Below are 24,207 nucleotides of genomic sequence, written 5' to 3'. Positions count from 1 at the left end.
TCATTTGGTAGATAGTTGTATAAGAAACTACCAGCAAATTCTATTCAATTTTCAATCATTCTATGTTATAATTTATAAAGCACATTTACACCCGCGTTGGTTGCAACCATCTATGCCGAGCCTGAAACACATTCTTCAAGGCTCTAATGTAACAAAACCCATACTATTAGTAAGTCTTTTTTTAATGTTTTCTGATGTGGTTAGGCCCATGTCGCCTTTGAAATTTTTCACTTTTTAAACAAAATAATAAGTAAGCGTTTTCATAATGTTGTAGGAGGTAACTTCATGAAACTAACAACCAAGATTTTTATAGGTTTGATTCTTGGTGCTATTGTAGGCCTGGGTCTTCATTTAGCTGCACCGGATCTGTTCAGTACGTTAGATGCTTATGTTTTTGGTCCTTTAGGTACGGTATTCTTAAATCTTATTAAAATGCTCGTTGTACCGATCGTATTCTTCTCTATTACACTGGGTACCGCTTCTCTTGGCGATCCTAAGAAATTAGGTAGAATCGGTGGGAAGACCATTGCGTTCTTCCTTGTTACAACGACGATTGCGATCAGTATCGCGATTTCCCTTGCTTATCTTTTCCAACCGGGAAGTGTGGATATCAACCCAGCTGGCGCAGAGTATGAAGCGCAGGAAGCACCTGGTGTCGTTGAAACATTTACAAACATTATCCCGACGAACCCGATTCAGGCCATGACAGAAGGAAACATGCTTCAAATTATTGCCTTCGCTATCTTCATCGGTTTCGCGCTAGCGATGCTTGGTAAGAAAACCGAAGGGATTTACAAGCTTGTCGAACAGGGAAATGAAATCATGATGTTCCTTGTAAACCTAATCATGCGCTTTGCTCCTTATGGTGCCTTTGGTCTCCTTGCTTCTGCAATTGGAACAATGGGGATTGACGGTATGAAAGGGATGGCTATGTACATGTTCGTCGTCATCTTAGGATTGGTCATTCACGCCATCGTCACGTACGGTTCCGCTGTCGCTTTCCTTGGTAAGATGAATCCAATCAAGTTCGCTAAGGGTTTCTTCCCTGCGATGACCGTTGGTTTCAGTACATCAAGCAGTAGTTCAACACTACCGATATCCATGAAGACAGCTCAGGAAAATCTGAATGTGCCGAAGCCTGTCAGTAGTTTCGTGCAGCCTCTGGGTGCAACCATCAACATGGATGGTACAGCCATTATGCAGGGTGTAGCGACCATTTTCATCGCTCAAGTCTACGGTTCTGATCTTTCCTTTGCGCAATTGGTCATGGTTGTCCTGACAGCGGTTCTTGCGAGTATTGGTACCGCAGGGGTTCCTGGTGTAGGGCTGATCATGCTTGCGATGGTTCTTAACCAAGTATCTCTGCCAGTCGAAGGGATTGCGCTGATCATCGGTATCGACCGCCTGCTTGATATGTTACGTACATCCTTGAACATCACTGGTGATGCTGCATGTGCCGTCGTAGTCGCTGAATCTGAACGAAAATATGGCATCGATGAAGATGCCAAACGTATGGAAGCATAAAGCATAATAAACAAGAGTGCAACCTTTTTGGTTGCACTTTTTTTATTTTATTTAAAATGAAGTCTCCCAATCATCCATTTCCTTATATAAGTTATTAAACTAAATGGCAGGATTGTTGAAGACTTAGTTTCGAGACTTTCCAGGGTTCGTTGCCCGGGTTGAGCGTCAGGGGTGGCTGGGAAGCTACTCGCTTTCCTGTGGGGGAGCGCCGAGCTTCCTCGGACTGCGTCCTGCGGGATCTCGCCTATCTCCTTCTCCCACGGGAGTCTCGCAGCTTCCCAACCACCCCATACAATAAAGGTGAGAAACGACCACCTTTGCCTGGTATGAGTCACTTTCACAAATCCTGAATCTATAGTAATAAAGCGTTCTATAACAGGATTTATACATTCATAATGCGGTTGGAGAATCCATGTTGCTTCACTTTCCTTAGGATTCCCTTTCCTGGAAGTGGTTTCGAGATACTTGTATGGCAAAGGGGCGGAGGGGAATGGCGAGACTCCTGCGGGAAAAAAGTGCTTGGTGAGACCCCACAGGACGCAGTCCGAGGAGGCTCACCGCGCTCCCGCGGAAAGCGAGTCATCCCCCGCAGCCCCAACCCACCGCACAAACATCTCGAAACCAAGTCTTCAAGAAAAGGGGGCGTTTGTGTAAGGGGAATAATTATTTATATGAGTCCGGCTGTCATCTTCAAGCAGCCGGACTTTTTTTATAAGGAGCACGAATTGTTAGTAGGAAACAAAGGGTTTTGGCCGGGAAAGCAGAATATTAGTAACGAAGAATAGGAGAGGGGTGACGTGTATCCGAGGCCTCTGATGGGTATAGTAACAGATAGATAATTTGGAAGAGGTGATACGATGTTTTATTCAGTGACTTTACAAAAAATAATCTTTCTTACAGGGATCGGTGTCATTATTGGTGCCATCATCGGCTTTTCGTCTGTCCTGGGATTCGGTCTTGATGGTTCCGTATTCGTCCTTTCTATGTTCTTGAGTATCATCAGTGTTTATGCGACGGCTATGTATGCGGAACTCTATCATATCCGGGAAGCGATCAATAAACAAAACAAGGATTTTTAAGGTAAATCATAGAAAAAACTGAATAATAGAATGGATATGTATAGGGCGCCTACAATCGCCATGGTCCAATATGTGGACTTCGTCAATTTTTTAAAAATCACGAAGAAAGTGGCGATGACAGCGCAGATGATAAAAACACTATAAAAAAGGTCCAACGTCTATAACCCCTTTCTTTATTATTGTTGCTATTGTAATGGAAATGGAACGAATATGCGAGGGGTGGAATGGATGAAAATGAGTAGGGAGCCGCGGTTTATATGCAGGCCGTAAAGGGAAGAATGGAAGATAGTATCCAGAGAGGATGGGTGCTCCATGACCCTGTTTGACGGATTATTTTTAGTAGTGACAACCTTTTGGCTGGCAGAGTTTTTTATCTTCAGAAATGATCGGTCAGGAGGAAGTGGTTCTTATGAACGCCGTTCTTTTCTGCTGATTCTCGCGACCGTGGTCGTGACGCTCGTGTTTTCTCTTTTTATGCAGGAATGGAACATTGGAATTTTCTATCATCGTGGTATCTGGTGGATGGGGTTGTTGTTCTATGCCTTTGGAGTGGGTCTGAGGTATTGGGGGATTCTTCATCTGAAAGATCAATTTACCCGAAACGTCTCAGTTCAGGAAGGGGACCGCCTTGTAAGCAGTGGTCCATATCGTTTACTCAGACACCCTCTTTATACAGGGCTTTTATTCATCATTATCGGGTTTTGTTCAGGACTCGGCAACCTGTATGCTGCACTCATCAGTGGAATTTTCATGACGATCGCATTACTACATAGAATTAAGCTCGAAGAAGCGATGCTCGTGGAGCAGCATGGAGACAGGTACAGGGAATGGCGCCGTACTAGGTACCGGCTGATTCCTTTTGTTTACTAATTTTGGAGGTGGATGGTTTTGAAAAAGAAAACAGCGGTTGTAGTGGGAGCAGGTTTAGGTGGTATGTCAGCAGCAATTCGATTGTCAGCGGATGGATATGACGTAAAGATCATTGAAAAAAACAGCAACATAGGTGGGAAGCTGAACCGCAGGGAAGGGAAAGGATTCACGTTTGATACGGGACCTTCGATATTGACGATGCCCTGGGTTCTTGAACAGCTTTTTGAAAGTGTGCACCGTCGACTTGAGGACTACATCACTGTAGAGCGGGTTGAACCGCAATGGCGTACCTTTTTTGAAGATGGTACACAACTTGATGTCACAAGCGATCTACCTAATATGCTGGAGGAGATGGCCAAGGTCACCGAACGGCCGAACCGAAAGTTGACAGATTTCCTGTCCTACAGTCAGGATATGTATGAACTATGTATGAAGAGTTTTTATAAATATAGTATCGAAGACTTAAAAGATTTGAAGAAGCATCACAAATTGAGTGAATTATTCCAGATGGATCCAATGAATACAGTAGCGAAAGCGACGCACAAGCACTTTGATAACAAATATTTGGAACAGCTGTTCAATTATTTCGTGATGTACGTAGGTTCCAATCCTTATGCTACACCGGCTATTTTAAATCAGCTTGCTTATGTTCAGCTTGGGCTTGGTATACATTATGTAAAAGGCGGCATGTACAAAATTGCGGAAGGCATGGGGCGTCTGATGGAAGAGCTGCGTATCGATGTGGAACTGAATACTCCGGTCCAGCAATTGGTGGTGGATGGTGATCGTGTCATTGGTGTAGAAACGGCCGAAGGAACGATTCACGAAGCGGATGTTGTTATTTCGAACCTTGAGGTCATTCCGGCATACCGGAAGCTGGCCCCGCAAACATCCAAGGTGAAGAAAGAAACAAAAGCGCTCGAGAAAAAATTCGACCCGACTGTATCGGGGCTTGTGTTGTTGCTGGGTACAGATCGCAAATTCGAGAACTTGAAGCATCATAACTTCCTTTTCTCTGATGATCCGGAAAAAGAATTCAAACAAATTTTTGAGGAAGGCAAGCCGGCGGATGACCCGACGATTTATATCGGAATTTCTGCTAGGTCTGATGAAACGCAGGCGCCTGAAGGCAAAGACAACTTGTTTGTTCTGACGCACGTCCCACCGCTTGAAAACAAGAAGCGTAAACCGATCGACTGGGATGCTTACCGTGAAACGGTGTTGGATAAGTTAGAACGCATGGGCATGGAAGGGTTGCGTGATTCGATTGAATTTGAGTACCGTTTCACTCCTGAAGATCTCGAAGCTTTGTACGGTCCGAATGGCGGATCTATTTATGGAATAGCGGCTGATCGCAAGTCTAATGGTGGATTTAAGATACCTTCCAAGAGTCAAATTTATGAGGGGCTCTATTTTGTCGGCGGCTCCACCCACCCAGGTGGGGGCGTACCGATGGTAACATTGTCCGGTCAGCTGACCGCGGATTTAATTAAAGAGAGAGAGACAGAACCTGTTCACCAGTAAAACAAAAGCTCAGTGCCGCCGAGGCGCTGAGCTTTCTGTGTGAGAAGGGGAAATACTTGTCGCGTTCCATTCATTTACTGTTTACGGGTGTGGAGGGAAGGGAATGGTTGAAAAATGCCATATTGAAGTTGATTTGAAGGAGTTTTTTTATGAGCGACTGGATGATTTTTGCTCTATTTTTTATATCAGGAATCTTAACCTTTTTCATAGCCTCAAGGCTTGCGGTGTTTGGGGATGCGGTAAAAGAAAAAACGAGAGCGTCTTCCGCATTCATGGGCGCGATCATTGGTATAGCCATATCGCTACCTGAACTGACCTCAAGCGTTACGGCGATTGTCATCGACAGTCCTGACCTGGCTGTTGGAAACTTAATCGGAAGCAACCTGTTCAACATCATGGGGCTTGCGATTTTTGATATTGTCTACCGCCGCTATCAAATATTGACACACGCAACGGTGGAAAGTAAGTTGTATGGCTGGCTTGTGATTTTTATGACACTCATCGTCATGGCCGGTTTGAGCTTGACTCTTCCGACCCATATTTTCCACATAAGTTACACATCCATTGTCATTGTGGTTCTCTACTTTATTGGTTCGAAGTTCATCAATGACCGGACAGAGTACCAAGGTAGAAAAGTGAAACGGCAAAATGAACGATACAAAGAATATTCATACAAAGATGTCCTTTGGCGCTTTATTCTATATGCTTTTCTCATTATGGTTATCGGTAGTGTGCTGACCATTACGGCTGAGAGGATTTCTGTCATTACAGGAATCGGTGCTTCATTCATTGGTGCCTTCTTGGTAGCCATCAGTACGTCTTTACCGGATGCCGTCAGTGTAGGAACCGCCCTCAAACTCAGGAATTTCAATCTTGGAATCAGCTCGTTGCTTGGGAGTAATGCTTTTAACCTGATGATTCTTGCGATTACAGATTTTATCTATTTAAAAGGAAACCTTCTACAGCAGTCCTCTCCTGCAAACATGGTTACAGGAGTGACATCCATCGTGTTCATTCTGTTGATTATTTACAGCATCACACGTAAGAATGTTCGCGCATGGAATTACTTGATCCCTTCTTTTTTAATTATTGTGAGCTATTTTGTCACTACGTATCTAGCGTTTCAGATGAAATGATAGAGTTGGCGCGAAAGAGAATGGATGTATTTTCAACCAGGCAATTTCTGAACGAATGAAAGAGGAAAAGATGATGAGGAATAAAAGGGGGTGAGAGGATGGAGTGGCCTGAACATTTAGTGAATGAAGCGAAAAAGAGAATAGAACCATATGATGTCGAAGGTTTCGTTCTTGGAAAAGGTGACGATCGTGGGAGGGTCATGATTGTCGGCGAAGCTCCTGGTGAAAACGAAGCGGTGAAAGGGGAACCCTTCATTGGGAGGGCGGGGGACGAACTGGACAAACAGCTCGACTACCTCGGTTTGTCCCGAGAAGATGTTTACATCACCAGTGTAGTGAGGAGCCGCCCCTACAAGTGGGTGAAGACGAACAAAAAGGGGATGGGTGGCAGAAGGAGAGCCAACCGAAAACCAAATCAAAAAGAAATCTATGCTCATGCTAAGCTGCTCGATTACCAAATTGAACAAATGAAACCCGATATCATTATCGCTCTTGGGGGAGTGGCTTATGAGCGGTTGACCGGTAACAAAGGAAAGCTTAGTGATGTCGTTGGTGAAGCGATCACCACTTCCGTTCAGAAGGAGGAAGATGGGGGATATGGGATGTCGGAGGATGAATATACCGTCGTTCCTCTCTACCATCCGGCTGCTGTTTTTTATAATCCGAAAATCAAGGAAGACATCTATCGGTCCCTTGATCAATTGAAAGGTTATTTGAAGCGTGAGGGAGAGTAATATTGTCCATCACTAGGAATTCGGATGAAGGGGAGAGCTGCCATTAACGGGGGCTCTCCGTCTAAGGGGTCAGCTTTCTTTATTGTGGTTGATCTGAACTTTTTCAAATACAAAGTAGCCTTGTGTACTGGCGGTTACAGATCCTATCCCTGTACTTCTCCAACTTCGGATGGCAATTCGCCCTTCTTCTTCCCCTCTGATTCTGTAAATCTTTGTTTCGGGAAGAAAAGCGGTCACACTGTCTAGTGCATCAGACTCCTCGCCAGGGTTTTTGTGATTGATGGATCCAATTACTTCTCCAAGCTCTTCGGGTGTGACTCTCTTTGCTGTTTGAAAAAATTGCTCGTCCTCATGAATGACGTACGTTTCCCTGACCATCATCGATGTCTTATGTTTTTGCGAGTTGTCGGCTTTTATAAAAGTAGATGGAGCCTTTACAGCTGCTGTCTTCAGCTCGGGAATGGTGTCTTTAGTCATCAATAAACCAGCCGTTTGTGGTGGTTGTTGGTCTTGTGAAAGCTGCCAGCCGGTAAACAGAAGAATGGTTGCCGTTGGGATGAGAAGAGTCTTCGCGCCTCCGTGTGGTTGTTTCTTTGGCTTTTTTTTAGAAGATTTCAAGACCATTTTTTTCATATGTCTTTTATCAAATGGGACTTGATCATACTTCACGCTTTGATCCATTTTTTTTAATTTGCGATCAATCAAATCACTCACTCTGGGAACTCCCTTCCGATGTTAACCGTTCTTGCAGTAGTTGGCGTGCGCGCCTTAAACGAGTCTTTACTGTGTTAGGACTTGTATTCAGCACGTTAGCCAATTCATTGATGTCGAACTCTTCAAAGTAATATAAAATGATAATTTCCCTGTATTTATCTTCAAGTTTCAGCACGTGTGCCAGCAGTATTTCATCCTCATCCTGCTGCAGCACAAATTCTTCCGGCGTCTCCTTTGTTGAAGGGATGGAGCGGAAAAGTTCCGTGCCTTTTTTGACAACCCTCTTCATGTAGGAACTTTTTAAATGATCTTTACACAAGTTAATAGTGATCTTGTACAACCAGGTTTTGATGGTTGATTCTTTTTTGAAAGTGGCATATTTCTGGTATGCTTTAATAAATGTTTCTTGAGTGATATCTTCTGCAATTGCATAATCTTTTACATACGAATAAGCGAGCCATTTTAAATCATGGCCGTATTCTTGAATCCATTCTTCCAGGCGTTCCTCACCATGTTCTTCGGGTTCATATGTAGATTGTGAGCGTTGGTTCCGTATCAATTTTTCCCACCTCATCTGTTAGACGACACTCCCCGAGAATAAGTTTTGGTTGGTTTCATTTCTTATGATCTTATCTATGTATTCGATAGACATCACCGTTTTCCTTTTTAAAAAAGAGGGGAGGGTCGTGGGTGTATGCGGTCCTCTCCCATTATCGGAGGGGTTTGGAATGCAAAGACCTGGACGTTGGCTAGCTGTTGCGGGGTTTTTCTTATGGCTGATATGGAAGTTTTCCTTTTCTGTGGAGTGGCTGGAATTTTCGATCGGTTTCAGTTTATTTATCCTTGTTCCGCTTTTGCTTGAAGAAGCAGTCAAAGAGTCCAGGGGAAATCGTGCGGAACATTGGTTGTGGCAGTGTCTGGTCTGTTTACTCCCATTTTCCATAGCGGGCGTCTTGTCATTATCCACGCAGGCTGGATGGGAAGCAGCAGCCTGGGGGTTGATATGGTTCCTATACACATTATCCGTGGCAGTGGGAGGGGTTTGGCGCTTTCGGCTGCGGCAAGGGGCGAAGGTGGAAGAGCTGAGCATTGATGTTGGATTTCTATATTTAGCATTCGCTGGCCTTTTCCTTTTCATCTCCCGTCTTCCTATTAAGAATTTCGGTTCACTTTCGACACGGGAATGGATTGTTTTAGCTTTGTTTTTTCATGGAGTCGCTTTTTTATTGGCGGTAATCACTGGATTCTTTGGCCGGTATCGAAAAGAGATGGCGGTTAAGCCAAGAAAAAAAGTCGATCGTCCTTACCGCTTTTTAGTGATCATGGTTCTCATCAGTCCGGTGATTGGTTTCTTCAGCCTCTTGTACGGAACGGAAGCCATCATTCTTTCTGTCGCCATCTTTTCGGTGCTGCTCATTTGGATGTGCCTTTGGTGGTTCTGGTTATCGGTTGAATTCAAGCCGTGGGTACAGACAGCGTTGATACTAACGAGCCTTATGGGATTCAGTATTGTTGGTAGTGCGTTGTGGAAGGGTTTAAGCATTGGGCGTTTGAGTAGTGTCGGGATGCTTGCGACCATTCCGCCATATGGTTTCTTTTCTGCCTTACTCTTTTCATGGCTGATCGTTTTTGCGTGGAGGGGTGTAAATAAACCTCGGAGAATGATGCCTGAGAGTGATGGATAGGATGGAAAATGTTTCACGTGGAACTTCGGTTATCCTGTCGATGTTTGTCTGTGGTGCTAGGAAGAAGAGCTGAAGCTTCCTCTTCAGTTATTACGGATTTATGCTATAATAAAAGTGAAACGGCGACAGCTGCAACTGTCGCCAGGATACCGTTCGCATAACATGAATTTTTGACCTCCGTTACGTGTGGAGGTCTATTTTTTATTGTTCATTTTTATGATGAGCGCAAGGAGCGTAATGATGAACGTTCCGAACGCTAACATGATCATAAGAGATTCATATGTGCTCATCGATGGCCTCACACCCTTTCTACCACAGTCTTTATCTTGAAATAGAGAACGGTATCTATCTACAAGGATACCATATTTTGCGAAAAATAAGAACGTGTGTTCGCAAAATAGCCAGAAGGAACTAAAAACTCCGGCTCACCTTAGGGGGAACCGGAGTTTTTTTATATGATTGACCTTGGAATAATAGGGGGACCAAGGTGAATCTGTGATTGGTTTTACTGTGCTGTTTTTGTCTCTGCGGGGGTTTGTGTTTTTGTTTTAGATTCAGAATTCAACCCGTCGAGTCTGTGGAGTAATCCGACACCGAAATCGCCGTCTGTGCTTGGGTTGATGTTCTCGTTGAAAATTCCACGGCTTGTTTCGTAGGCTTGAGACCCGTGCTCGGAGAAGTCGAGACCGGATATTTCCTCTTGTCTTGACACGCGGATGCCGACTGTACTTTTTACAATGAAGACAACAGCTGCTGTTGTCAGCATCGTCCAGGCAATGACAGATAGGACACCGATCGCCTGAATGCCTAGTAGTCCTGCGCCACCTCCGTAGAAAAGACCACCTTCAACAGCGAAAAGACCGACGGCAATCGTACCCCAAATGCCGCAAATGCCGTGAACAGCGATAGCTCCGACTGGATCGTCAATTCGGACAACTCGATCAAGAAACTGAACCGCCTCTACTAAAATAATACCGGCAATCAAACCGATGGCCAGGGCTCCAACTAAGGAAACATTGGCTGTTCCTGCTGTGATCCCTACTAATCCTGCAAGCGCACCATTCAACGTAAGAGAGGCATCTATACGTTTGAACTTTGCATAGGAATAGAAGGCGGAGCTGATGATTCCTGCGGATGCAGACAGCAGGGTGGTTGCAATGACAGAAGGGACCAGAGATGGATCGGCAGCCAGTGTACTTCCGCCGTTAAATCCGAACCAGCCAAACCATAGGATGAAGACACCGAGAGCCCCTAATGGAATGTTATGCCCGGGAATGACGTTTACTTTCTTGCCACTGTATTTACCAAGGCGGGGTCCTAAGAACATCACGGTGACGATCGCACCAAGCGCACCTGTTAAGTGAACCACTGTGGAACCGGCAAAATCAACAAATCCGAGCTCGGAAAGCCATCCGCCACCCCAAACCCAATGTCCTACGACAGGGTAAATGAAGCCTGTCATAACCACCGTGAGTAGAAGGTAGGAGCCTAGTTTCATCCGTTCTGCAACAGCACCGGAAATGATGGTTGCACAAGTGGCTGCGAATACCGCTTGAAACACGAAGAAACCGATCTGGTCTTCTTGACCGCTTAGGAAAAACCCGTCCATTCCGATCATTCCCCCACCGGAAGTACCGAACATAATACCAAAACCAACGACAAAATAAAGGACAGCGGCGATAGACATCGTCATGAAGTTCTTCATAAGGATGTTGAGGGCATTCTTTGAACGGGTGAATCCGGATTCGACCATAGCAAAGCCTGCGTGCATGAAGAATACTAAGAAAGCGGCAATCATGATCCAAACCATGTCGACGGATTGCAGAACGGCTTCAGCAGATACCGCTGTTTCAGCACTTGCAATAATCGGAAATCCAAGAAGAGCGAATAAGAACAGAGGAACAATTTTTTTCATAAATGAATTCTTCCTTTCGAAATAAAGTATTAGATAAGTGCCTGCTTGCCGGTTTCTCCTGTTCGGATGCGGAACACTTCATCAATTGTAGAAACGAAGATCTTTCCGTCGCCAACTTCATCTGTCGCGCATGTATTGATGATCACATCAATGACCGCTCCTAGTTCGTTGTTCTCGACGACCATTTCCACCTTCACCTTTGGATAAAGTTTAATTTCAAAACGGCTGCCTCTGAAGATTCCTTCCTGGCCTTTTTGTTGGCCGCACCCGGCAACCTCGGAAACCGTCAGTCCTTTCACACCCAGCTCATCCAGGCTCTGCCTCAAATCTTGAAAAGCTTCTGGACGGATGATTGCCTCTACCTTTTTCATGACTATAGTCCTCCTTTTTACCATTGTGTAAGGTTTCCTTACACAATGGGTAAGTAATTAAATCTAACTATAAAATAAATATTCTGAAAAATCAATACACTTTTTGGCGGTATGTAAGAAAAGTTGACATAAAAGCGCTTACTTGGATAAAAAGGAAGACCAGGTCATCCAGAATATGGATGACCTGGTCAGGTGAAAGTTGGTAAATGATTATATTATAGGTCGTCGAAGCCGTTGGTTTCGGATACTTTAGTATATTGCCGTGATTTTTGTTCGAAGAAGTCGGACTTTCCTTCATCGACCTCCTGGTAAGCCCGGATCCATTTCAATGGATTTTCTGTATAAGTAGGGAACGGTTTTTCTGCTCCGAGGAGCCTGCATCGTTTGTTGGCAATGTAACGAATATAGTCCTCCAGATCCTGAAGCGGAATACCCGGAAATTGATTTCCGATCAGGTGACGTGCCCATTTGATTTCTAAATCAGCCGCCTGTTGGAACGTATCGGTCACGAATGTCCGGTAGTGGTCGTGATCCAACTCTGGGTTTTCGTTTAATGTTTCGTTAAAGATATGACCAAACAAGCTGACATGGATTTGTTCATCACGGTTGATGTAGTTGATCATCGTGCTCGTGGAGACCATCTTCTGATTCCTCGCTAGGTTATAGAAGAAGGCGAAACCGGCATAGAAGAAGAGGCCCTCAAGAACGACATCATATACGATGGACTTCAGGAAGCTGTCCACGGAAGGATCATCAGCGAAGGTCTGATATCCATCGGTAATAAAAGTATTCCTTTCTTTCAGCACTTCATCATGCTTCCAGTAATCAAAAATCTTCTCCTGTTCTCCTTGATCGACGAGCGTAGACAGAACGTAAGAATAAGACTGGTTATGGACAACTTCCTGAAAGGCGAGCACTTGCATTAAGGCTGATAGACTTGAGTCGGTCAAATAGTCCGCGATTTTCCCTGAATAATCCGTTTGTATGGAATCCAGGAAAGCGAGCAGTCCGATGATTTTTTTGAACGCCGTCTGTTCCTGCTCAGAGAGCGAAGGCCACTGCTTCAGGTCGTTGCTCATGTTGATTTCATTGGGAATCCAAAAGTTTGAAAGCATGGTCTTATACATCGGGTAAGCCCATGAATAGCGGGTGTCATCCCAATTCAATATGTTCGAGCTTTTTCCGTTGATCACCCCGGTAGAGGCGTTTGGTGCTTCGTAATCGACAAGTTTCCTTTTTTGTAGCGATGCCGTCATGGTGATTTTCCTCCTTTTATGATGAGCAGACTTCACAATCATCAAATTCTCCCTGACTGGATGTTGACCGCGTATAATAGGTTGTTTTCAATCCGTGTTTCCATGCTGACAAATGCAAATCCAGCAGCTCTTTCGCCTGAATGTTGTTGCACACATAGAGGTTGAAGGAGACGGATTGATCGATATATTTCTGTCTAATGCTGTTCTGCCTAATCGAAGCATGTTGGTCAACATCATAGGCGGATGGATAGTATCCATAAGTTTCATGAGACAAGTCAGGGGCGGTGACAGGGATTTTATAATCTTTTTTCTCTTCGGAATAAAACTTTTTGAAGACCGGGTCAATGCTTGCTGTGCTCCCTGCAATGAGAGACGTGCTGGAGTTAGGTGCAACCGCCATCAAGTATCCATTCCGCATTCCATTCTTAGAGACCTTATCCTGCAAGACTTTCCAGTTCCATGTCCCCTCTTGGTCAAACGTTCGTTTAATGAAAAAATCCCCTGTTTGCCAGTCGGATCCTTCGAATAGAGGGTAGCTTCCTTTTTCGGCAGCCAAATCAGAGCTTGCTTCGATGGCATGATAAGCAACAGCTTCATACACTTCCTGTGTATAGTTGAGTGCTTCCTCGGATTCCCAGGCAATCTTCTTCTTGGCAAGAAGGTGGGCCCATCCAAAGGTGCCAAGCCCGACACCGCGGTAAGATTGATTGGTAAGCTGTGCTTGTAGAACAGGGATGGTATTACGGTCGATGACATTATCGAGCATACGAACTTGAATGGCGATCAAGCGCTTAAGTACACCGCTCGTGACGGCCCGCCCAAGGTTGATGCTCGACAGGTTACAGACGACAAAATCTCCTGGAGTCTTCACTGAAATGATTTTACCGCCTTCTACGTATTGTTCATCCTGAATGGTCGGCTTCTGGTTCTGAGTGATCTCTGTACAAAGATTGCTGCAATAGACCATACCTGCGTGACCGTTCGGGTTCATACGGTTGACTTCATCCCTGTAAAACATATAGGGCGTGCCTGTTTCAAGCTGACCAATCATGATGCGCTTCATGATTTCAATGGCCGGAACTTTCTCTTTGGAAAGGTTTGGATGGGCGACGCAAGCGGCGTATTTCTCCCTGAAAGATCCGTCACCCTTTTTTTCATCAAAGGAGTCTTCCAGCGAATAGCCCATGATGGTGCGAACTTCATGAGGATCGAACAAGTACCAGTCTTCACGATTTTCAACGGCCTCCATAAAGAGGTCGGGGATGGAAACTCCTGTGAAAAGGTCATGCGTTCGCTGGCGTTCATCCCCGTTATTCAACCGGCTGTCGAGGAAAGGGAAGATATCTTTGTGCCAGACATCTAAATATACAGCCACCGCACCTTGACGCTGACCCAATTGGTCCACGCTGACAGCCGTATTGTTCAGTTGTTTCATCCATGGGAGAATTCCTGATGAGACGCCTTTAAATCCACGGATGTCACTTCCACGGCTTCTGATTTTCCCTAAGTAAACCCCGATGCCCCCGCCGTGCTTACTTAAGTTGGCGATGTCGGTATTGGTGTCATAGATAGACTGTAAGGAATCATCGATGGTATCTATGAAACAGGAGCTCAGCTGTCCGTACCGCTTTCCTGCATTGGCAAGAGTAGGAGTGGCGACTGTCATATACAAATGACTCAGGGCCCAATACGCTTCTTTAACGAGAGGAAGGCGCTTGGATGCTTTTTCTTCTGCCATCAACACCATAGCGATGATCATGAAACGTTCTTGCGGGAGTTCATACACTTCTTTCGCTTTACTTTTCGCAAGGTACCGGTCACTTAACGTCTTCAAACCAATGTATGTGAAGAGGTGATCGCGATCCGGTACAATCGTGTCTGCCAATTCTTCTATATCCTTTTTTGTGTAATATGTAAGAAGATTCCTGCTGTAAATGTTCTTTTCGGTCAATGTTTGAATCAGCCCGTAGAAGTCCTTATAAGGTTCGGATGTGGATCGATTGTGAGCGGACTTTTCATACATATCTTCCAGGTGGATGCGACTCGCTACATATGTCCAGTCAGGGCTCGTTTCATCGATCTCCGCCAGACATTCCAGAATGAATGCGTGTTTGTCATTCTTGAGGGTAGGGGACTTTTCGATGAGTCGTTGTACATGTAAGTGCGGGAATTCTTCTTCCCATTGTTGAATTCTCTCTTGCCAGGACGTGTTTCTTGTTATGGTTTCCATTCTTTTTCACTCCTTGAAAATGGTTCATTGAAATCAGGACACGGAAAAATAAAAAAATCCGCTCAACGAAAATTGAGCGGATGAAACCATGAAACGAAGAGAAGACAAGAGAGCCTCCGTTCCATCGCTTCATCTTCTCAATCCCCGAAGAAGTTGAAACTGCGACGAACGAAGACAGGTCTCCTGGCTGACACTCGATCTTACTCAGGTCCTTCCCGTGCAAAGCACAGTGGAATGTCCATTTCGCGAGTGATGACAGTTGCGGGGGCAGCTCCGGATTCTAACCGGATTCCCTATTAAGCCTAGTGGCATCTTCTATTCGTAGATACTATATATAGTGTTTTTTAATTTTTTAATTAGCTTATATTGTGTTTCTATCATAACGCTGAAAAAAGGAACATGCAACTCTTTTTTATCGAGCTTCGACAAGAATAGAGCTATCATCTCTTTTATGATCCGCTATAATGGAGGGTAGGAAATATTTTTGAAAGGGATGATGGTGTGGCACAAACATTTAATTGGCATAAAGAAGCGGAGAAGCAATGGAACGATCGTGCAGAAATGTGGAACTCAAAAAGTCGGGAGATGTGGGACGGTGGAAGCAGGTGTACAATCGTTCCTTTTTTGACCAAGCATGTAACTAAGGGGAAAATCGCTGATCTCGGATGCGGCGATGGTTATGGCTCCTATCTCCTTTACAAAGCTGGCTTTGATGTTACGGGTCTTGATTTGTCAGAGGACATGGTGAGACGAGCGAATGAACGAGTGAATGATGAGCGGATTTCATTTGTCCAAGGTGACCTGACAAATCTTCCGTTTGAGGATCACTCTTTTGATGCGGCGATGGCGATCAATTCACTGGAATGGACGGAAGTCCCTTATAAAGGTCTGGAAGAGATGAAGCGGATTTTAAGACCGGGTGGCCGTTTGTGTGTCGGTTTACTCGGACCTACAGCGATGCCGCGCATCAATAGTTATCGGAGAGTGTACGGAGAAGAGGTCATTTGCAATACGATGATGCCATGGGAACTTCAAAAAATGGCAGAAGAGACCGGGTGGACGCATGTAGAGGGCCAGGGAGTGTACAAACGAGGGGTGGAAGACCATCACATCGCCGAGCTGGATGAAGAATTAAAACAAGCCTTAACCTTCATGTGGATCTTTATCTTCGAAAAAAAATAAACAACAGAAAAAGCACCCGTTGAGCGGGTGCTTTTTACTTTTTACATGGGAATAAATGTATGACCTGGTACACCGGTTAAATGCAAAAATGTAAATAAATGTATAAAATGGTCAATCTGTGTTTACTTGCCCTCCTCTGACCAGAGGAACTCTTTGAGGAGTTGGTCGACTTCTTCGAGTTCGTGCAGGCCGGAATGTGTGGCCAGCGGGTTGTAGAGACGCTTTTCTTCATATTGTCCAAAAGGGACGATATCTTCCAATCCACTCACACTTGACGCGTGGACAAGTCCGTCCCAATGCTGAGCTTCAGGGTCCTCGTTATTGATGACACCGGCTACAGCAAACACTTCCACATCATTAGGGAATTGATCTTTGTTCTGCACCATCTGCTTTAAAGCTTCAGACTCCGGCCGCAGGTCAGTCGTTGCCGCTCCGTAGTTTGATGCAAAGTAGCCTTCTTTTTCAATGCCTTTGAAGGGGCTGGCAATGACGGACAGTTTCTCTACTCTGGGAACAGAATAGTGATGCTCACTCAAAAGGTAATTAACTGAGGCAAGGCCTCCCATCGAATGGCCGACAAGGTTCACTTGTTGGATATTGTAGTCAGCTTTTAACCGCCGCATGATTTCAGAAAGCCAATGGGTTTGATTATAAATACTTGCCCGATTGTTTTCGAAAAGCACTTGGATGAATGGATTGTGCGTTTCACCAAACCCACCTCGGATGGTAAGATCTCCGCGGCTGGAGACATATACCGTCATGTGTTTCTGTCCCCATTGCAAGTTCTGCATTCGGTCCATCATTGTTTCAAAGCTTCGCGGGCCACCCTTATATCCATGCACGAACAATGTGGGCACAATATCTTCGCGGTCCACCGGTTCAGAACTTCCGGGTCTCGAGTTAATCATAAAAAAGAGCAGGCCGATCAGAACGGAGCCCATTAAGATCGGCGTCCATTTTTTCCATAGCATAACGTTTTCCTCCTGAAAAACAGATCTATGAATAGTGTAACGGGTAATGCATGTCGCTTCCTGGTATATTTATGAAAAAAGAATGACAATGTGTCGAAGATATCATTAGCATACCCGGATCTGTCAATGGGCATCGAAGGGTTTATCTCCCATTTTTCAGGGAAAACTGAAATTGTAAAAAGATTGAATTACGGAAAGGAGCTTTCCATTGAATCAAGAAGAATTGAAAAAGAAGATCCACGAAGTCATGGAACAACATAAAGTTGGTACACTCGCTACAGTGAAAAATAATAAACCTCATTCGCGTTATATGACGTTTTGGAATGACGATGAGTTCACTTTCTATACCCCTACGAACAGGGAGACTCATAAAGCGGATGAAATCGAAGCGAACCCCCATGTCCATATCCTCCTTGGTTACGAAGGGGAAGGCTATGGAGATTCGTATTTAGAAGTCGAGGGACAGGCAAAAATCCGTGAAGACCAGGAGATTAAAGACAAGTTATGGAATGACCATATGGACCGCTGGTTTGATGGCAAAGAAGACCCTGAGTATATCGTGCTCCAAATCTTTCCGGAAAATATTCGCTACATGAATCAAGGACAAGACACACCTGAACGTCTTGATCTGTAAAAGTAAAAAGAGTCCGGCTGAATCAGCCGGACTCTTTTTATTGCAGAGAACAAGGTTCGTCTTCATATTCAATCTCGAGAGTGATGTGCTCGAGTGAAATAGGATGTAAGATTTCTTTGACTTCTTCTTTCACTTTACAGATCTCATCCTTTGTCGCCTCTGCACGTACAACGATGTGAGTGGAGAAGGCATGATTTTCTCCATCCATTGACCAGAGATGGGTGTGGTGAGTGGATTGAACATCACTCAAATCATTGATTTTTCTTGATAGACCCTCAAGGTCAACGCCTGATGGTACACCTTCAAGAAAGAGACGCATCGTCTGAATGAGATTTTTCAAGACATTATATAAGATGAATAATGTAATTCCAATGGAAGCAATTGGATCCAGAATCGGTACATCAAAAAACAGCATGATAACACTGACGACAAGAACAGCTACCCATCCAAGGACATCCTCAAGCAGGTGCCAGGTCATGACCTTCTGGTTCATGGAGTCTCCCCCTTTAAGGCGGAAAACGGCTGCACCGTTAACTAGAATCCCTAAGATGGAAAGAGCGATCATCCCACCAGCGTTGGGCTGCTCTGGGTTCAAAAGACGGGGGACGGCCTCTGTCAAAATGAAGACAGACCCGACAATCAAGACCACGCTGTTAATCAAAGCTGCTAAAAGCGAGAAACGGCGATACCCGAATGAAAAATGATCCGATTGTTCTTTTTTTGAGTACTTCTGTAAGAACCAGGCGAGACCGAGAGAAAGAGAGTCTCCGAGGTCATGTAAAGCATCGGACAGAATCGCCATACTATTTGTCAGTAAACCACCGATCAATTCAATGATGGTGAAAAAGAAATTGAGAAAAAAAGCTGTTTTGATTTTACCGGTGGTTGAATCGATATGATGGTGGTGATGATGTCCCATATGCTCACCCCTTTCACTGTATATGATTATATGTTCATATATATAACGTATGAAAAATGAAGAGTCTTGTCAATCCTTTTAGGTTTTACCTGCACAAGGATAACTATGACTCTTCATTAGATATTCTTCATTCCTGGTAAAGTTCAGCAACACGTTTCCAGAATGTGATCAACACATTAAGTTTAATCGATAGGGTAGAACTTTCGGTGGATAGAGTAATAGTCGAGTTTGTTGTCGGTTACTTTTGATAATCTCTCCATAGCCTCTAACAGGAAGGTTTTGTCCAACTGGTAGATGACTTCTGTTTCGATATGGTCGATGGTGCTGCAGGCAAATTCCCATAGCATGTGGTGCTTAGAACTGTCGATTGATTCGGCAACCATCGCAATGGAATCAACGAGCTCTGTGATAATCAGGTGATTGTCACGAGCGTAGTGCCGGATGTAGCCGAAGCCACGGTAAATGTAGGAATCAAAGGATTCGGAAAGAAGAATGACACGGACCTGTTCCTCGTTATCCATCAAGTAAGGAGTGAAGGTAATGTAATCCTCTACGGTAAGCATCAGCTCGGCCATCTGGTGGATGGTATTAGTCGCGGTTTTCGGGTCGTTGTTTCCAAGTGATTTAATCGCGATTTCCGCTAGTTTATGCATCCCCATTTGAATATCCTGAAGTTCTGTTTCTTTGTAATCAATAATAATCATCTTGCAATACTTTTGTTCATCAATGTCATCAGACCCTGGACCCCAATAGCTGAGCAATTTGTTGTTCTTCAGAATATAATCACCCACTTGGGCGTGAAATTGAATGATGATGTTATCTTTTCTTGCTTCTTCGATCATCTTCCTATAATTCACTATCTGAATGTATCCGGATTTTATAGCTCCGATAGGCTTCTCATTCGAGCGCTCTGCTTCCATCAAGTCTCCCGGTTCTTCTGCACGGTACTGTTCGAGGTCTTTCCTGAGCGTCTGGTTAATCATCTGCTCAGACGAATGCTTCATCGTATCGGTAATGTTGTGCACTTGCATCCATGTGGTTGCATGGTTGATGAAATAAATGAATGTAACGGCCGAAGTAAAGGCAAGGAAAATGGTAACAATCGGAACCGCTACGAAAAACTCGTGCCTCGTGTTTCCGATAAACAGGAAGACGAGAAGCACATAGACGAAATTCCCATTGAATATTCCAAGTGCGTGCTGTGTCCTGCGGTCGGAGACAAAGTTGAGGAGCATTCGGGGAGAGAACTGACCACTAAATGTCGTCAATACGACAAGCAAGGAGTTCAATGTGAAAGCACTCAGTGTCAGAATCCCCCCGATGAGTGTACTGACCAGCATTCGGGTGATTTCAGCATTGATCCTGAAAAATTCAAACGTGTATTGCTCGATTTGAAAAATGAGATCCAGCAACAAAGTGACCACAACAAAAACTATGGACAATAATATATAGAAAAAAGGCATGTACCATAAGGTCATCTGCATTTCGTGCTTTCGCTGGCGTTTAGACATTTTCGCATACTTCTGTATAGATACAGGTAGCAACTTTAAAAACATAAGGCTCCTCCTCTCTAGTGAGAATAATAATCGTAATCGTAGTTTCCCCTTCGTCTGAATCGATAAAACGAGAATAGGACATTTTTCTACAGAAATTTTCATAGGACAAAAAACATTTAGTGATTACGATTCAAGCCAGTAGATTGGATAGGAATTTGGTTTCATACAGATTGATCGCCTAAAGCTTTGTCAGTTCATAAGCAGTGAGGTATATTGAAAAGATAATTATGGAAATGGAGGGATGAAACATGTGGATACATAAAACATTCGCTGAACTTACGAAGAAGGAATTGTATGGGATTCTGCAGACAAGGGTCGAGATTTTTGTTGTTGAACAGGAATGTCCTTACCCTGAAGTCGACGGAAAAGACGAGGATTGTTTACATATATGGCTGGAAAAAGAAGGGGAGATGGTGGCGTACTGCCGCATTGTCCCGCCAGATGGAGGGGAACATTACCATAGTATTGGCCGTGTGCTTGTTAAAGAAGCGCATCGGGGTTGTGGCTATGCTCGTCAGGTGATGGACCGTGCCATCAAAGTTTTGAAGGAAGATTTTAAGGTCAAACACATCTCGCTGCATGGGCAGGAGCACCTGCGCCATTTTTACGGCTCTTTTGGATTCAAGGAAGTTTCAGAGGTTTATCTTGAAGATGGAATTCCTCACGTAGATATGCGGATGGAAGTTTGAATCGTTTCGTTTCTTCCATAACCGGGAATGTTAGCTTTGTGATAAGTTTCCGAATCCAAATGGAGGTTTTAGAATGAGTCCAAAAACATTTACTAAACAATACATTAACGGTCAGTGGAAGAGTGGTTCCAGTGAGAAATATGTAGATAATGTTAATCCTTATACACAGCAAACGATTGCTTCCATCCCATCTGCAAATGAAGATGATCTTAACGAAGCATATGAGTCGGCTGTTAATGCTCAGGAGTCATGGATGACGATTCTTCCTGGCAAAAAGCAGGCGCACTTTGATCAGTTGCTGAAAGTGGTCCATGATAGAAAAGATGAAATTATCGATTGGCTCGTGAAAGAAGCGGGCAGCACGCTTGTCAAAGCAGAAGTTGAATTTCAGGCAGCTGTCGGCATCATCCGGGAATCGGCCAGTTTTCCGACACGGATGAGCGGGCAGATTTTACCTTCCAACACACAAGGAAAGGAAAACCGCGTCTACCGTTCTCCGAAAGGTGTCATCGGCGTCATCGGTCCTTGGAACTTCCCTTTTCATCTGGCCATGAGATCCATTGCTCCAGCTTTGGCTACAGGGAATACCGTTGTCGTCAAACCGGCGTCTGATGCACCGGTTACTTCAGGGTTGTTGATTGCTGATCTATTTGATGAAGCTGGTTTCCCTGAGGGTGTTATCAATGTGGTTGTCGGTAGAGGTTCAGAAATCGGGGATGCTTTTGTGAAACATCCGGCAGCGAAACTGATTTCATTTACAGGATCGACGGAAGTGGGCAGCCATATCGGTGAACTCGCAGGAAAATATATTAAGGAGACAGCTTTAGAGCTTGGCGGTAATAATGCCATGATCGTTCTGGAAGATGCAGATATTGATCAGGCGGTCGAAGCAGCAGCTTTTGGTAAGTTCCTGCACCAGGGACAGATTTGCATGTCGTTGAACAGAATCATCGTAGATGAACATGTACATGATTCATTCATCGAGAAATTCAAAGAAAAAGTAGAGAGCTTAAAAGCTGGCGATCCATCAGAGAAGGATACGGTCATAGGTCCTCTGATCAACAAAGACGCTATTGAACGAATCCAGGAGGATGTTAAGGAAAGCGTCGGTCGTGGAGCTGAAATTCTCACGGGCGGTGAGACAGATGGCAGTGTCATGCAGCCCACTGTTTTGACAGGGGTAACAAGTGATATGCCGATTGCAAAGAATGAAGTCTTCGGCCCTGTTGCTTCTGTTATCAAAGTTTCGTCTGAACAAGAAGCGATTCAAGCAGCGAACAGTTCTCCTTATGGGTTGAGTGGTTCCGTATTTACTCGTGATGTTCATCGTGGTGTGGAAGTGGCTAAACGTGTGGAAACGGGTATGATTCATGTGAACGATCAATCCGTGAATGACGAAGCGCATGTAGCTTTCGGCGGTGAAAAAGAATCTGGACTCGGTCGTTTTGGCGGCGAATGGGCTCTGGATAAATTTACGACCGTTAAATGGATCGGCGTGATGAATGGTTATCGTGAGTTTCCCTTTTAATTCAAAATCGTTGGAATCGAAATAGGAAAAAGCAGAAGCTCAAGAGATTGAGCTTCTGCTTTTTTTCATTTCATATATTAAATATTCCTGTACTTCCCACTTCGGCCCGGATTGTATATATCCATTCAATTTTTCAGCATATTTCACAGCTTCTTCCTCTTTGGGGAAAACCCTGTCTCTACGGTCAATCGGGTCTTTTAGAACTTCTAATAAACGGTCATCTCTTCTGACAAGCGTATACACTCGTGAATCCCTCCTGTACAGTATGCGTATGGTATTTGTATAAGATAATTAAAATACATTTTGAACAAGTATTCAATCATTATTTTAAAAAAAATTATCCAACCATCAGACTTATTTCGACAACAGGTGGAGGGATTATGCAGAGTTACTCAGCTTCTTGTAACTATGGAAGCGTTTACTATCGTGGTAAAATAAAAAGACAGTACCTTTGAGTTGAAAAAGTACTGCCCTGGATCCTACTTCTGCTTAAATGCTTTAAATCGCTTTACCGCATCCCGCAATGCTTCTTCCGAATTGTTCAGACCTATACGCACATAGCCCTCACCGTACGTACCGAAGCCGATTCCAGGTGCAACGAACAAACCTGTCGTTTCTAACAAATCGTCTGCAAAGCCTTGGGATGTATAGCCTTCAGGTACTTGCAGCCATGTAAAGAAAGAACCTTGGCAGGGAGCGACATGATAGCCCGCTTCTTCTAACCCACTGACGAGAAGATCACGTCTTTTTTCATAGGTTTCAGCAAGTTCTGTAACACATTCCTGGGAACTCAATAAAGCGGTGGCTGATGCTTTCTGTAGCCCGCCGAAAATACTGCAGAAATAGTGGTCCTGGATGACCTCAAGCGCTTGAATGACGCTAGGGTTTCCGACAGCAAAAGCGACACGCCAGCCGGCCATATTGTACGTCTTGGACATGGTATAAACTTCAACCCCGACATTTTTCGCGCCTTCGAATTGCATGAAGCTGAGTGGTTTATTCCCGTCAAATCCAATGGCTCCATAAGCAAAGTCGTGAACGACACACACGTCGTTCTTTTCTGCTTCTTGGATGGTTTCTGCGAAAAAGTCCGCATCAGCCATCGCACCCGTCGGATTATTCGGGTAGTTTAAGAACATGAGCTTTGCTTTTTCCCAACTCTCTTCATCAATTTCCGCGTAGTCAGGCAAAAAGCCATTTTCTTCACGAAGAGGCATGGACTTCATTTCTGCACCGACCATTTCAATACCGGACCAGTAATCCGGATAACCAGGGTCGGGAACGAGCGCAACATCTCCTGGGTCAAGGAAGCACTGGCTAAGCTCAACCAGCCCTGTTTTGCTGCCGGGCATAATGGCGACTTCAGTTTCAGGGTCGATGTCTACGTCATATTCACGCTTGTAAAATTCAGCCACGGCTTCCTTGAAGAATTCATACCCGTGGAAGGGAGGATACTTGTGGAAATCAGGGTTTTCGGCCGCTTCCTTTAGTGACTGCACAATGTGGGAGGGGGTGGGTTGATCAGGATTTCCCTGTCCTAAGTTCAAGGTGTCATATCCCCGGTTTTTGTATAGATTTAGTTTATCGATCATGGTTGCGAAAAATTGGTCCGGAAGCCGTTGAATGGCCTTGGATGTTTGAAATTGCTTCATGTCCTTCACCTCGAATGATTTTTTTGAAAAGTCGTACA

24 protein-coding genes and 1 riboswitch are annotated in these 24,207 nt (G+C 44.5%); of the genes, 11 read left to right on the top strand and 13 right to left on the bottom strand.

Translation table 11 applies throughout. The features are described from left to right. Window positions 1-285 precede the first annotated feature (285 nt). Window positions 286-1,524 (top strand): dicarboxylate/amino acid:cation symporter, encoded by a 1,239-nt coding sequence (locus GLW00_RS18620; RefSeq protein ID WP_160916616.1) that lies wholly within the window; start codon window positions 286-288, stop codon window positions 1,522-1,524. Window positions 1,525-2,381: 857 nt separating this feature from the next. Then, window positions 2,382-2,603, top strand: coding sequence for a hypothetical protein (locus GLW00_RS18615; protein ID WP_160916614.1), 222 nt, complete (start codon window positions 2,382-2,384; stop codon window positions 2,601-2,603). Here GLW00_RS18615 and GLW00_RS18610 read toward each other — a convergent pair. Then, entirely contained in the window at window positions 2,600-2,758 is a 159-nt protein-coding gene (locus GLW00_RS18610; RefSeq protein WP_160916612.1) for a hypothetical protein, read from the bottom strand. The two genes, GLW00_RS18615 and GLW00_RS18610, sit on opposite strands and share 4 nt — an antisense overlap. 157 nt (window positions 2,759-2,915) lie before the next feature. Here GLW00_RS18610 and GLW00_RS18605 point away from each other — a divergent pair, with 157 nt between their 5' ends. From GLW00_RS18605 to GLW00_RS18590, 4 genes are all read left to right on the top strand, one after another. Next, window positions 2,916-3,473 (top strand): methyltransferase family protein, encoded by a 558-nt coding sequence (locus GLW00_RS18605; RefSeq protein ID WP_160916610.1) that lies wholly within the window; start codon window positions 2,916-2,918, stop codon window positions 3,471-3,473. 12 nt (window positions 3,474-3,485) lie between these two features. After that, a complete protein-coding gene (locus GLW00_RS18600) occupies window positions 3,486-4,997 on the top strand; it encodes a phytoene desaturase family protein (protein WP_160916608.1) in 1,512 nt (503 codons plus the stop codon). A gap of 149 nt (window positions 4,998-5,146) precedes the next feature. Then, on the top strand, window positions 5,147-6,133 hold the full coding sequence (locus GLW00_RS18595; RefSeq protein ID WP_160916607.1) for a sodium:calcium antiporter: 987 nt from the start codon (window positions 5,147-5,149) through the stop codon (window positions 6,131-6,133). Window positions 6,134-6,231: 98 nt separating this feature from the next. Beyond that, window positions 6,232-6,867, top strand: a complete 636-nt coding sequence (locus GLW00_RS18590; RefSeq protein WP_160916605.1) for a uracil-DNA glycosylase — start codon at window positions 6,232-6,234, stop codon at window positions 6,865-6,867. A gap of 69 nt (window positions 6,868-6,936) precedes the next feature. Here GLW00_RS18590 and GLW00_RS18585 read toward each other — a convergent pair whose 3' ends face one another. Both GLW00_RS18585 and GLW00_RS18580 read right to left on the bottom strand, forming a co-directional pair. Further along, window positions 6,937-7,581: a hypothetical protein gene (locus GLW00_RS18585; RefSeq protein WP_160916603.1), complete on the bottom strand. Its 645-nt coding sequence runs from the start codon at window positions 7,579-7,581 to the stop codon at window positions 6,937-6,939. Then, window positions 7,574-8,140: a sigma-70 family RNA polymerase sigma factor gene (locus GLW00_RS18580; protein WP_160916601.1), complete on the bottom strand. Its 567-nt coding sequence runs from the start codon at window positions 8,138-8,140 to the stop codon at window positions 7,574-7,576. Before GLW00_RS18580 ends, GLW00_RS18585 begins: the two co-directional genes overlap by 8 nt. 169 nt (window positions 8,141-8,309) lie before the next feature. On the opposite strand from GLW00_RS18580, the gene GLW00_RS18575 reads away from it, so the two are divergent. Then, entirely contained in the window at window positions 8,310-9,266 is a 957-nt protein-coding gene (locus GLW00_RS18575) for a YndJ family transporter (RefSeq protein ID WP_160916599.1), read from the top strand. A 194-nt stretch (window positions 9,267-9,460) separates the two neighbouring features. Here GLW00_RS18575 and GLW00_RS18570 read toward each other — a convergent pair whose 3' ends face one another. The 5 genes from GLW00_RS18570 to GLW00_RS18550 all read right to left on the bottom strand — a co-directional run bounded on the left by GLW00_RS18570 (window position 9,461) and on the right by GLW00_RS18550 (window position 15,038). Next, on the bottom strand, window positions 9,461-9,556 hold the full coding sequence (locus tag GLW00_RS18570; protein WP_075037849.1) for a putative holin-like toxin: 96 nt from the start codon (window positions 9,554-9,556) through the stop codon (window positions 9,461-9,463). A 215-nt stretch (window positions 9,557-9,771) separates the two neighbouring features. Continuing rightward, window positions 9,772-11,181 (bottom strand): ammonium transporter, encoded by a 1,410-nt coding sequence (locus GLW00_RS18565; RefSeq protein ID WP_160916597.1) that lies wholly within the window; start codon window positions 11,179-11,181, stop codon window positions 9,772-9,774. A 29-nt stretch (window positions 11,182-11,210) separates the two neighbouring features. Next, a complete protein-coding gene (locus GLW00_RS18560; RefSeq protein WP_160916595.1) occupies window positions 11,211-11,552 on the bottom strand; it encodes a P-II family nitrogen regulator in 342 nt (113 codons plus the stop codon). A 215-nt stretch (window positions 11,553-11,767) separates the two neighbouring features. Then, window positions 11,768-12,808 carry a ribonucleotide-diphosphate reductase subunit beta gene (locus tag GLW00_RS18555; protein ID WP_160916593.1) on the bottom strand — a complete coding sequence of 347 codons (1,041 nt, stop codon included), beginning with the start codon at window positions 12,806-12,808 and terminating at the stop codon, window positions 11,768-11,770. A 16-nt stretch (window positions 12,809-12,824) separates the two neighbouring features. Beyond that, on the bottom strand, window positions 12,825-15,038 hold the full coding sequence (locus GLW00_RS18550) for a ribonucleoside-diphosphate reductase subunit alpha (protein ID WP_160916591.1): 2,214 nt from the start codon (window positions 15,036-15,038) through the stop codon (window positions 12,825-12,827). 157 nt (window positions 15,039-15,195) lie between these two features. Then, a riboswitch (cobalamin riboswitch) is annotated at window positions 15,196-15,369 on the bottom strand. 170 nt (window positions 15,370-15,539) lie between these two features. Between GLW00_RS18550 and GLW00_RS18545 the strand changes: the two genes are divergently transcribed. Then, window positions 15,540-16,220 (top strand): class I SAM-dependent methyltransferase, encoded by a 681-nt coding sequence (locus tag GLW00_RS18545; protein WP_335808495.1) that lies wholly within the window; start codon window positions 15,540-15,542, stop codon window positions 16,218-16,220. A 122-nt stretch (window positions 16,221-16,342) separates the two neighbouring features. Here GLW00_RS18545 and GLW00_RS18540 read toward each other — a convergent pair whose 3' ends face one another. After that, complete coding sequence (locus GLW00_RS18540) at window positions 16,343-17,191, bottom strand: alpha/beta fold hydrolase (protein WP_160916589.1); 849 nt, start codon at window positions 17,189-17,191, stop codon at window positions 16,343-16,345. A gap of 208 nt (window positions 17,192-17,399) precedes the next feature. Here GLW00_RS18540 and GLW00_RS18535 point away from each other — a divergent pair, with 208 nt between their 5' ends. After that, the gene (locus GLW00_RS18535; protein ID WP_160916587.1) at window positions 17,400-17,825 is read left to right on the top strand and encodes a pyridoxamine 5'-phosphate oxidase family protein; all 426 of its coding nucleotides are present in this window, start codon (window positions 17,400-17,402) and stop codon (window positions 17,823-17,825) included. Window positions 17,826-17,862: 37 nt separating this feature from the next. On the opposite strand, the gene GLW00_RS18530 is transcribed toward GLW00_RS18535, so the two are convergent. Further along, a complete protein-coding gene (locus GLW00_RS18530) occupies window positions 17,863-18,744 on the bottom strand; it encodes a cation diffusion facilitator family transporter (protein WP_160916585.1) in 882 nt (293 codons plus the stop codon). 182 nt (window positions 18,745-18,926) lie between these two features. Next, on the bottom strand, window positions 18,927-20,300 hold the full coding sequence (locus GLW00_RS18525) for a DUF2254 domain-containing protein (RefSeq protein WP_160916583.1): 1,374 nt from the start codon (window positions 20,298-20,300) through the stop codon (window positions 18,927-18,929). 248 nt (window positions 20,301-20,548) lie between these two features. On the opposite strand from GLW00_RS18525, the gene GLW00_RS18520 reads away from it, so the two are divergent. Together GLW00_RS18520 and GLW00_RS18515 are read left to right on the top strand one after the other, a co-directional pair. Continuing rightward, window positions 20,549-20,989 carry a GNAT family N-acetyltransferase gene (locus GLW00_RS18520; protein WP_160916581.1) on the top strand — a complete coding sequence of 147 codons (441 nt, stop codon included), beginning with the start codon at window positions 20,549-20,551 and terminating at the stop codon, window positions 20,987-20,989. A 73-nt stretch (window positions 20,990-21,062) separates the two neighbouring features. Next, window positions 21,063-22,517 carry an aldehyde dehydrogenase family protein gene (locus GLW00_RS18515; protein ID WP_160916580.1) on the top strand — a complete coding sequence of 485 codons (1,455 nt, stop codon included), beginning with the start codon at window positions 21,063-21,065 and terminating at the stop codon, window positions 22,515-22,517. 39 nt (window positions 22,518-22,556) lie between these two features. On the opposite strand, the gene GLW00_RS18510 is transcribed toward GLW00_RS18515, so the two are convergent. Then, window positions 22,557-22,760, bottom strand: a complete 204-nt coding sequence (locus tag GLW00_RS18510; protein WP_160916578.1) for a hypothetical protein — start codon at window positions 22,758-22,760, stop codon at window positions 22,557-22,559. A 236-nt stretch (window positions 22,761-22,996) separates the two neighbouring features. After that, on the bottom strand, window positions 22,997-24,169 hold the full coding sequence (locus tag GLW00_RS18505; RefSeq protein ID WP_160916576.1) for a pyridoxal phosphate-dependent aminotransferase: 1,173 nt from the start codon (window positions 24,167-24,169) through the stop codon (window positions 22,997-22,999). Between the last annotated feature and the right edge of the window lie 38 nt (window positions 24,170-24,207).

This window comes from Halobacillus litoralis, assembly GCF_009856445.1.
In the GTDB taxonomy this organism is placed as follows: domain Bacteria; phylum Bacillota; class Bacilli; order Bacillales; family Halobacillaceae; genus Halobacillus; species Halobacillus litoralis.
Note: the sequence above shows the minus strand (reverse complement) of the source record. Positions and strands in the feature narration are given on the sequence as shown.

Bases quoted from the DNA above. Each gene is read 5' to 3' on its own strand.
- GLW00_RS18595 (WP_160916607.1), top strand. From the start codon at position 5,147: ATGAGCGACTGGATGATTTTTGCTCTATTTTTTATATCAGGAATCTTA.
- GLW00_RS18570 (WP_075037849.1), bottom strand. From the start codon at position 9,556: ATGAGCACATATGAATCTCTTATGATCATGTTAGCGTTCGGAACGTTC.
- GLW00_RS18515 (WP_160916580.1), top strand. From the start codon at position 21,063: ATGAGTCCAAAAACATTTACTAAACAATACATTAACGGTCAGTGGAAG.
- GLW00_RS18600 (WP_160916608.1), top strand. From the start codon at position 3,486: ATGGTTTTGAAAAAGAAAACAGCGGTTGTAGTGGGAGCAGGTTTAGGT.
- GLW00_RS18520 (WP_160916581.1), top strand. From the start codon at position 20,549: ATGTGGATACATAAAACATTCGCTGAACTTACGAAGAAGGAATTGTAT.
- GLW00_RS18550 (WP_160916591.1), bottom strand. From the start codon at position 15,038: ATGGAAACCATAACAAGAAACACGTCCTGGCAAGAGAGAATTCAACAA.
- GLW00_RS18540 (WP_160916589.1), bottom strand. From the start codon at position 17,191: ATGCTATGGAAAAAATGGACGCCGATCTTAATGGGCTCCGTTCTGATC.
- GLW00_RS18565 (WP_160916597.1), bottom strand. From the start codon at position 11,181: ATGAAAAAAATTGTTCCTCTGTTCTTATTCGCTCTTCTTGGATTTCCG.
- GLW00_RS18525 (WP_160916583.1), bottom strand. From the start codon at position 20,300: ATGTTTTTAAAGTTGCTACCTGTATCTATACAGAAGTATGCGAAAATG.
- GLW00_RS18620 (WP_160916616.1), top strand. From the start codon at position 286: ATGAAACTAACAACCAAGATTTTTATAGGTTTGATTCTTGGTGCTATT.
- GLW00_RS18605 (WP_160916610.1), top strand. From the start codon at position 2,916: ATGACCCTGTTTGACGGATTATTTTTAGTAGTGACAACCTTTTGGCTG.
- GLW00_RS18555 (WP_160916593.1), bottom strand. From the start codon at position 12,808: ATGACGGCATCGCTACAAAAAAGGAAACTTGTCGATTACGAAGCACCA.
- GLW00_RS18530 (WP_160916585.1), bottom strand. From the start codon at position 18,744: ATGGGACATCATCACCACCATCATATCGATTCAACCACCGGTAAAATC.
- GLW00_RS18505 (WP_160916576.1), bottom strand. From the start codon at position 24,169: ATGAAGCAATTTCAAACATCCAAGGCCATTCAACGGCTTCCGGACCAA.
- GLW00_RS18575 (WP_160916599.1), top strand. From the start codon at position 8,310: ATGCAAAGACCTGGACGTTGGCTAGCTGTTGCGGGGTTTTTCTTATGG.
- GLW00_RS18560 (WP_160916595.1), bottom strand. From the start codon at position 11,552: ATGAAAAAGGTAGAGGCAATCATCCGTCCAGAAGCTTTTCAAGATTTG.
- GLW00_RS18590 (WP_160916605.1), top strand. From the start codon at position 6,232: ATGGAGTGGCCTGAACATTTAGTGAATGAAGCGAAAAAGAGAATAGAA.
- GLW00_RS18615 (WP_160916614.1), top strand. From the start codon at position 2,382: ATGTTTTATTCAGTGACTTTACAAAAAATAATCTTTCTTACAGGGATC.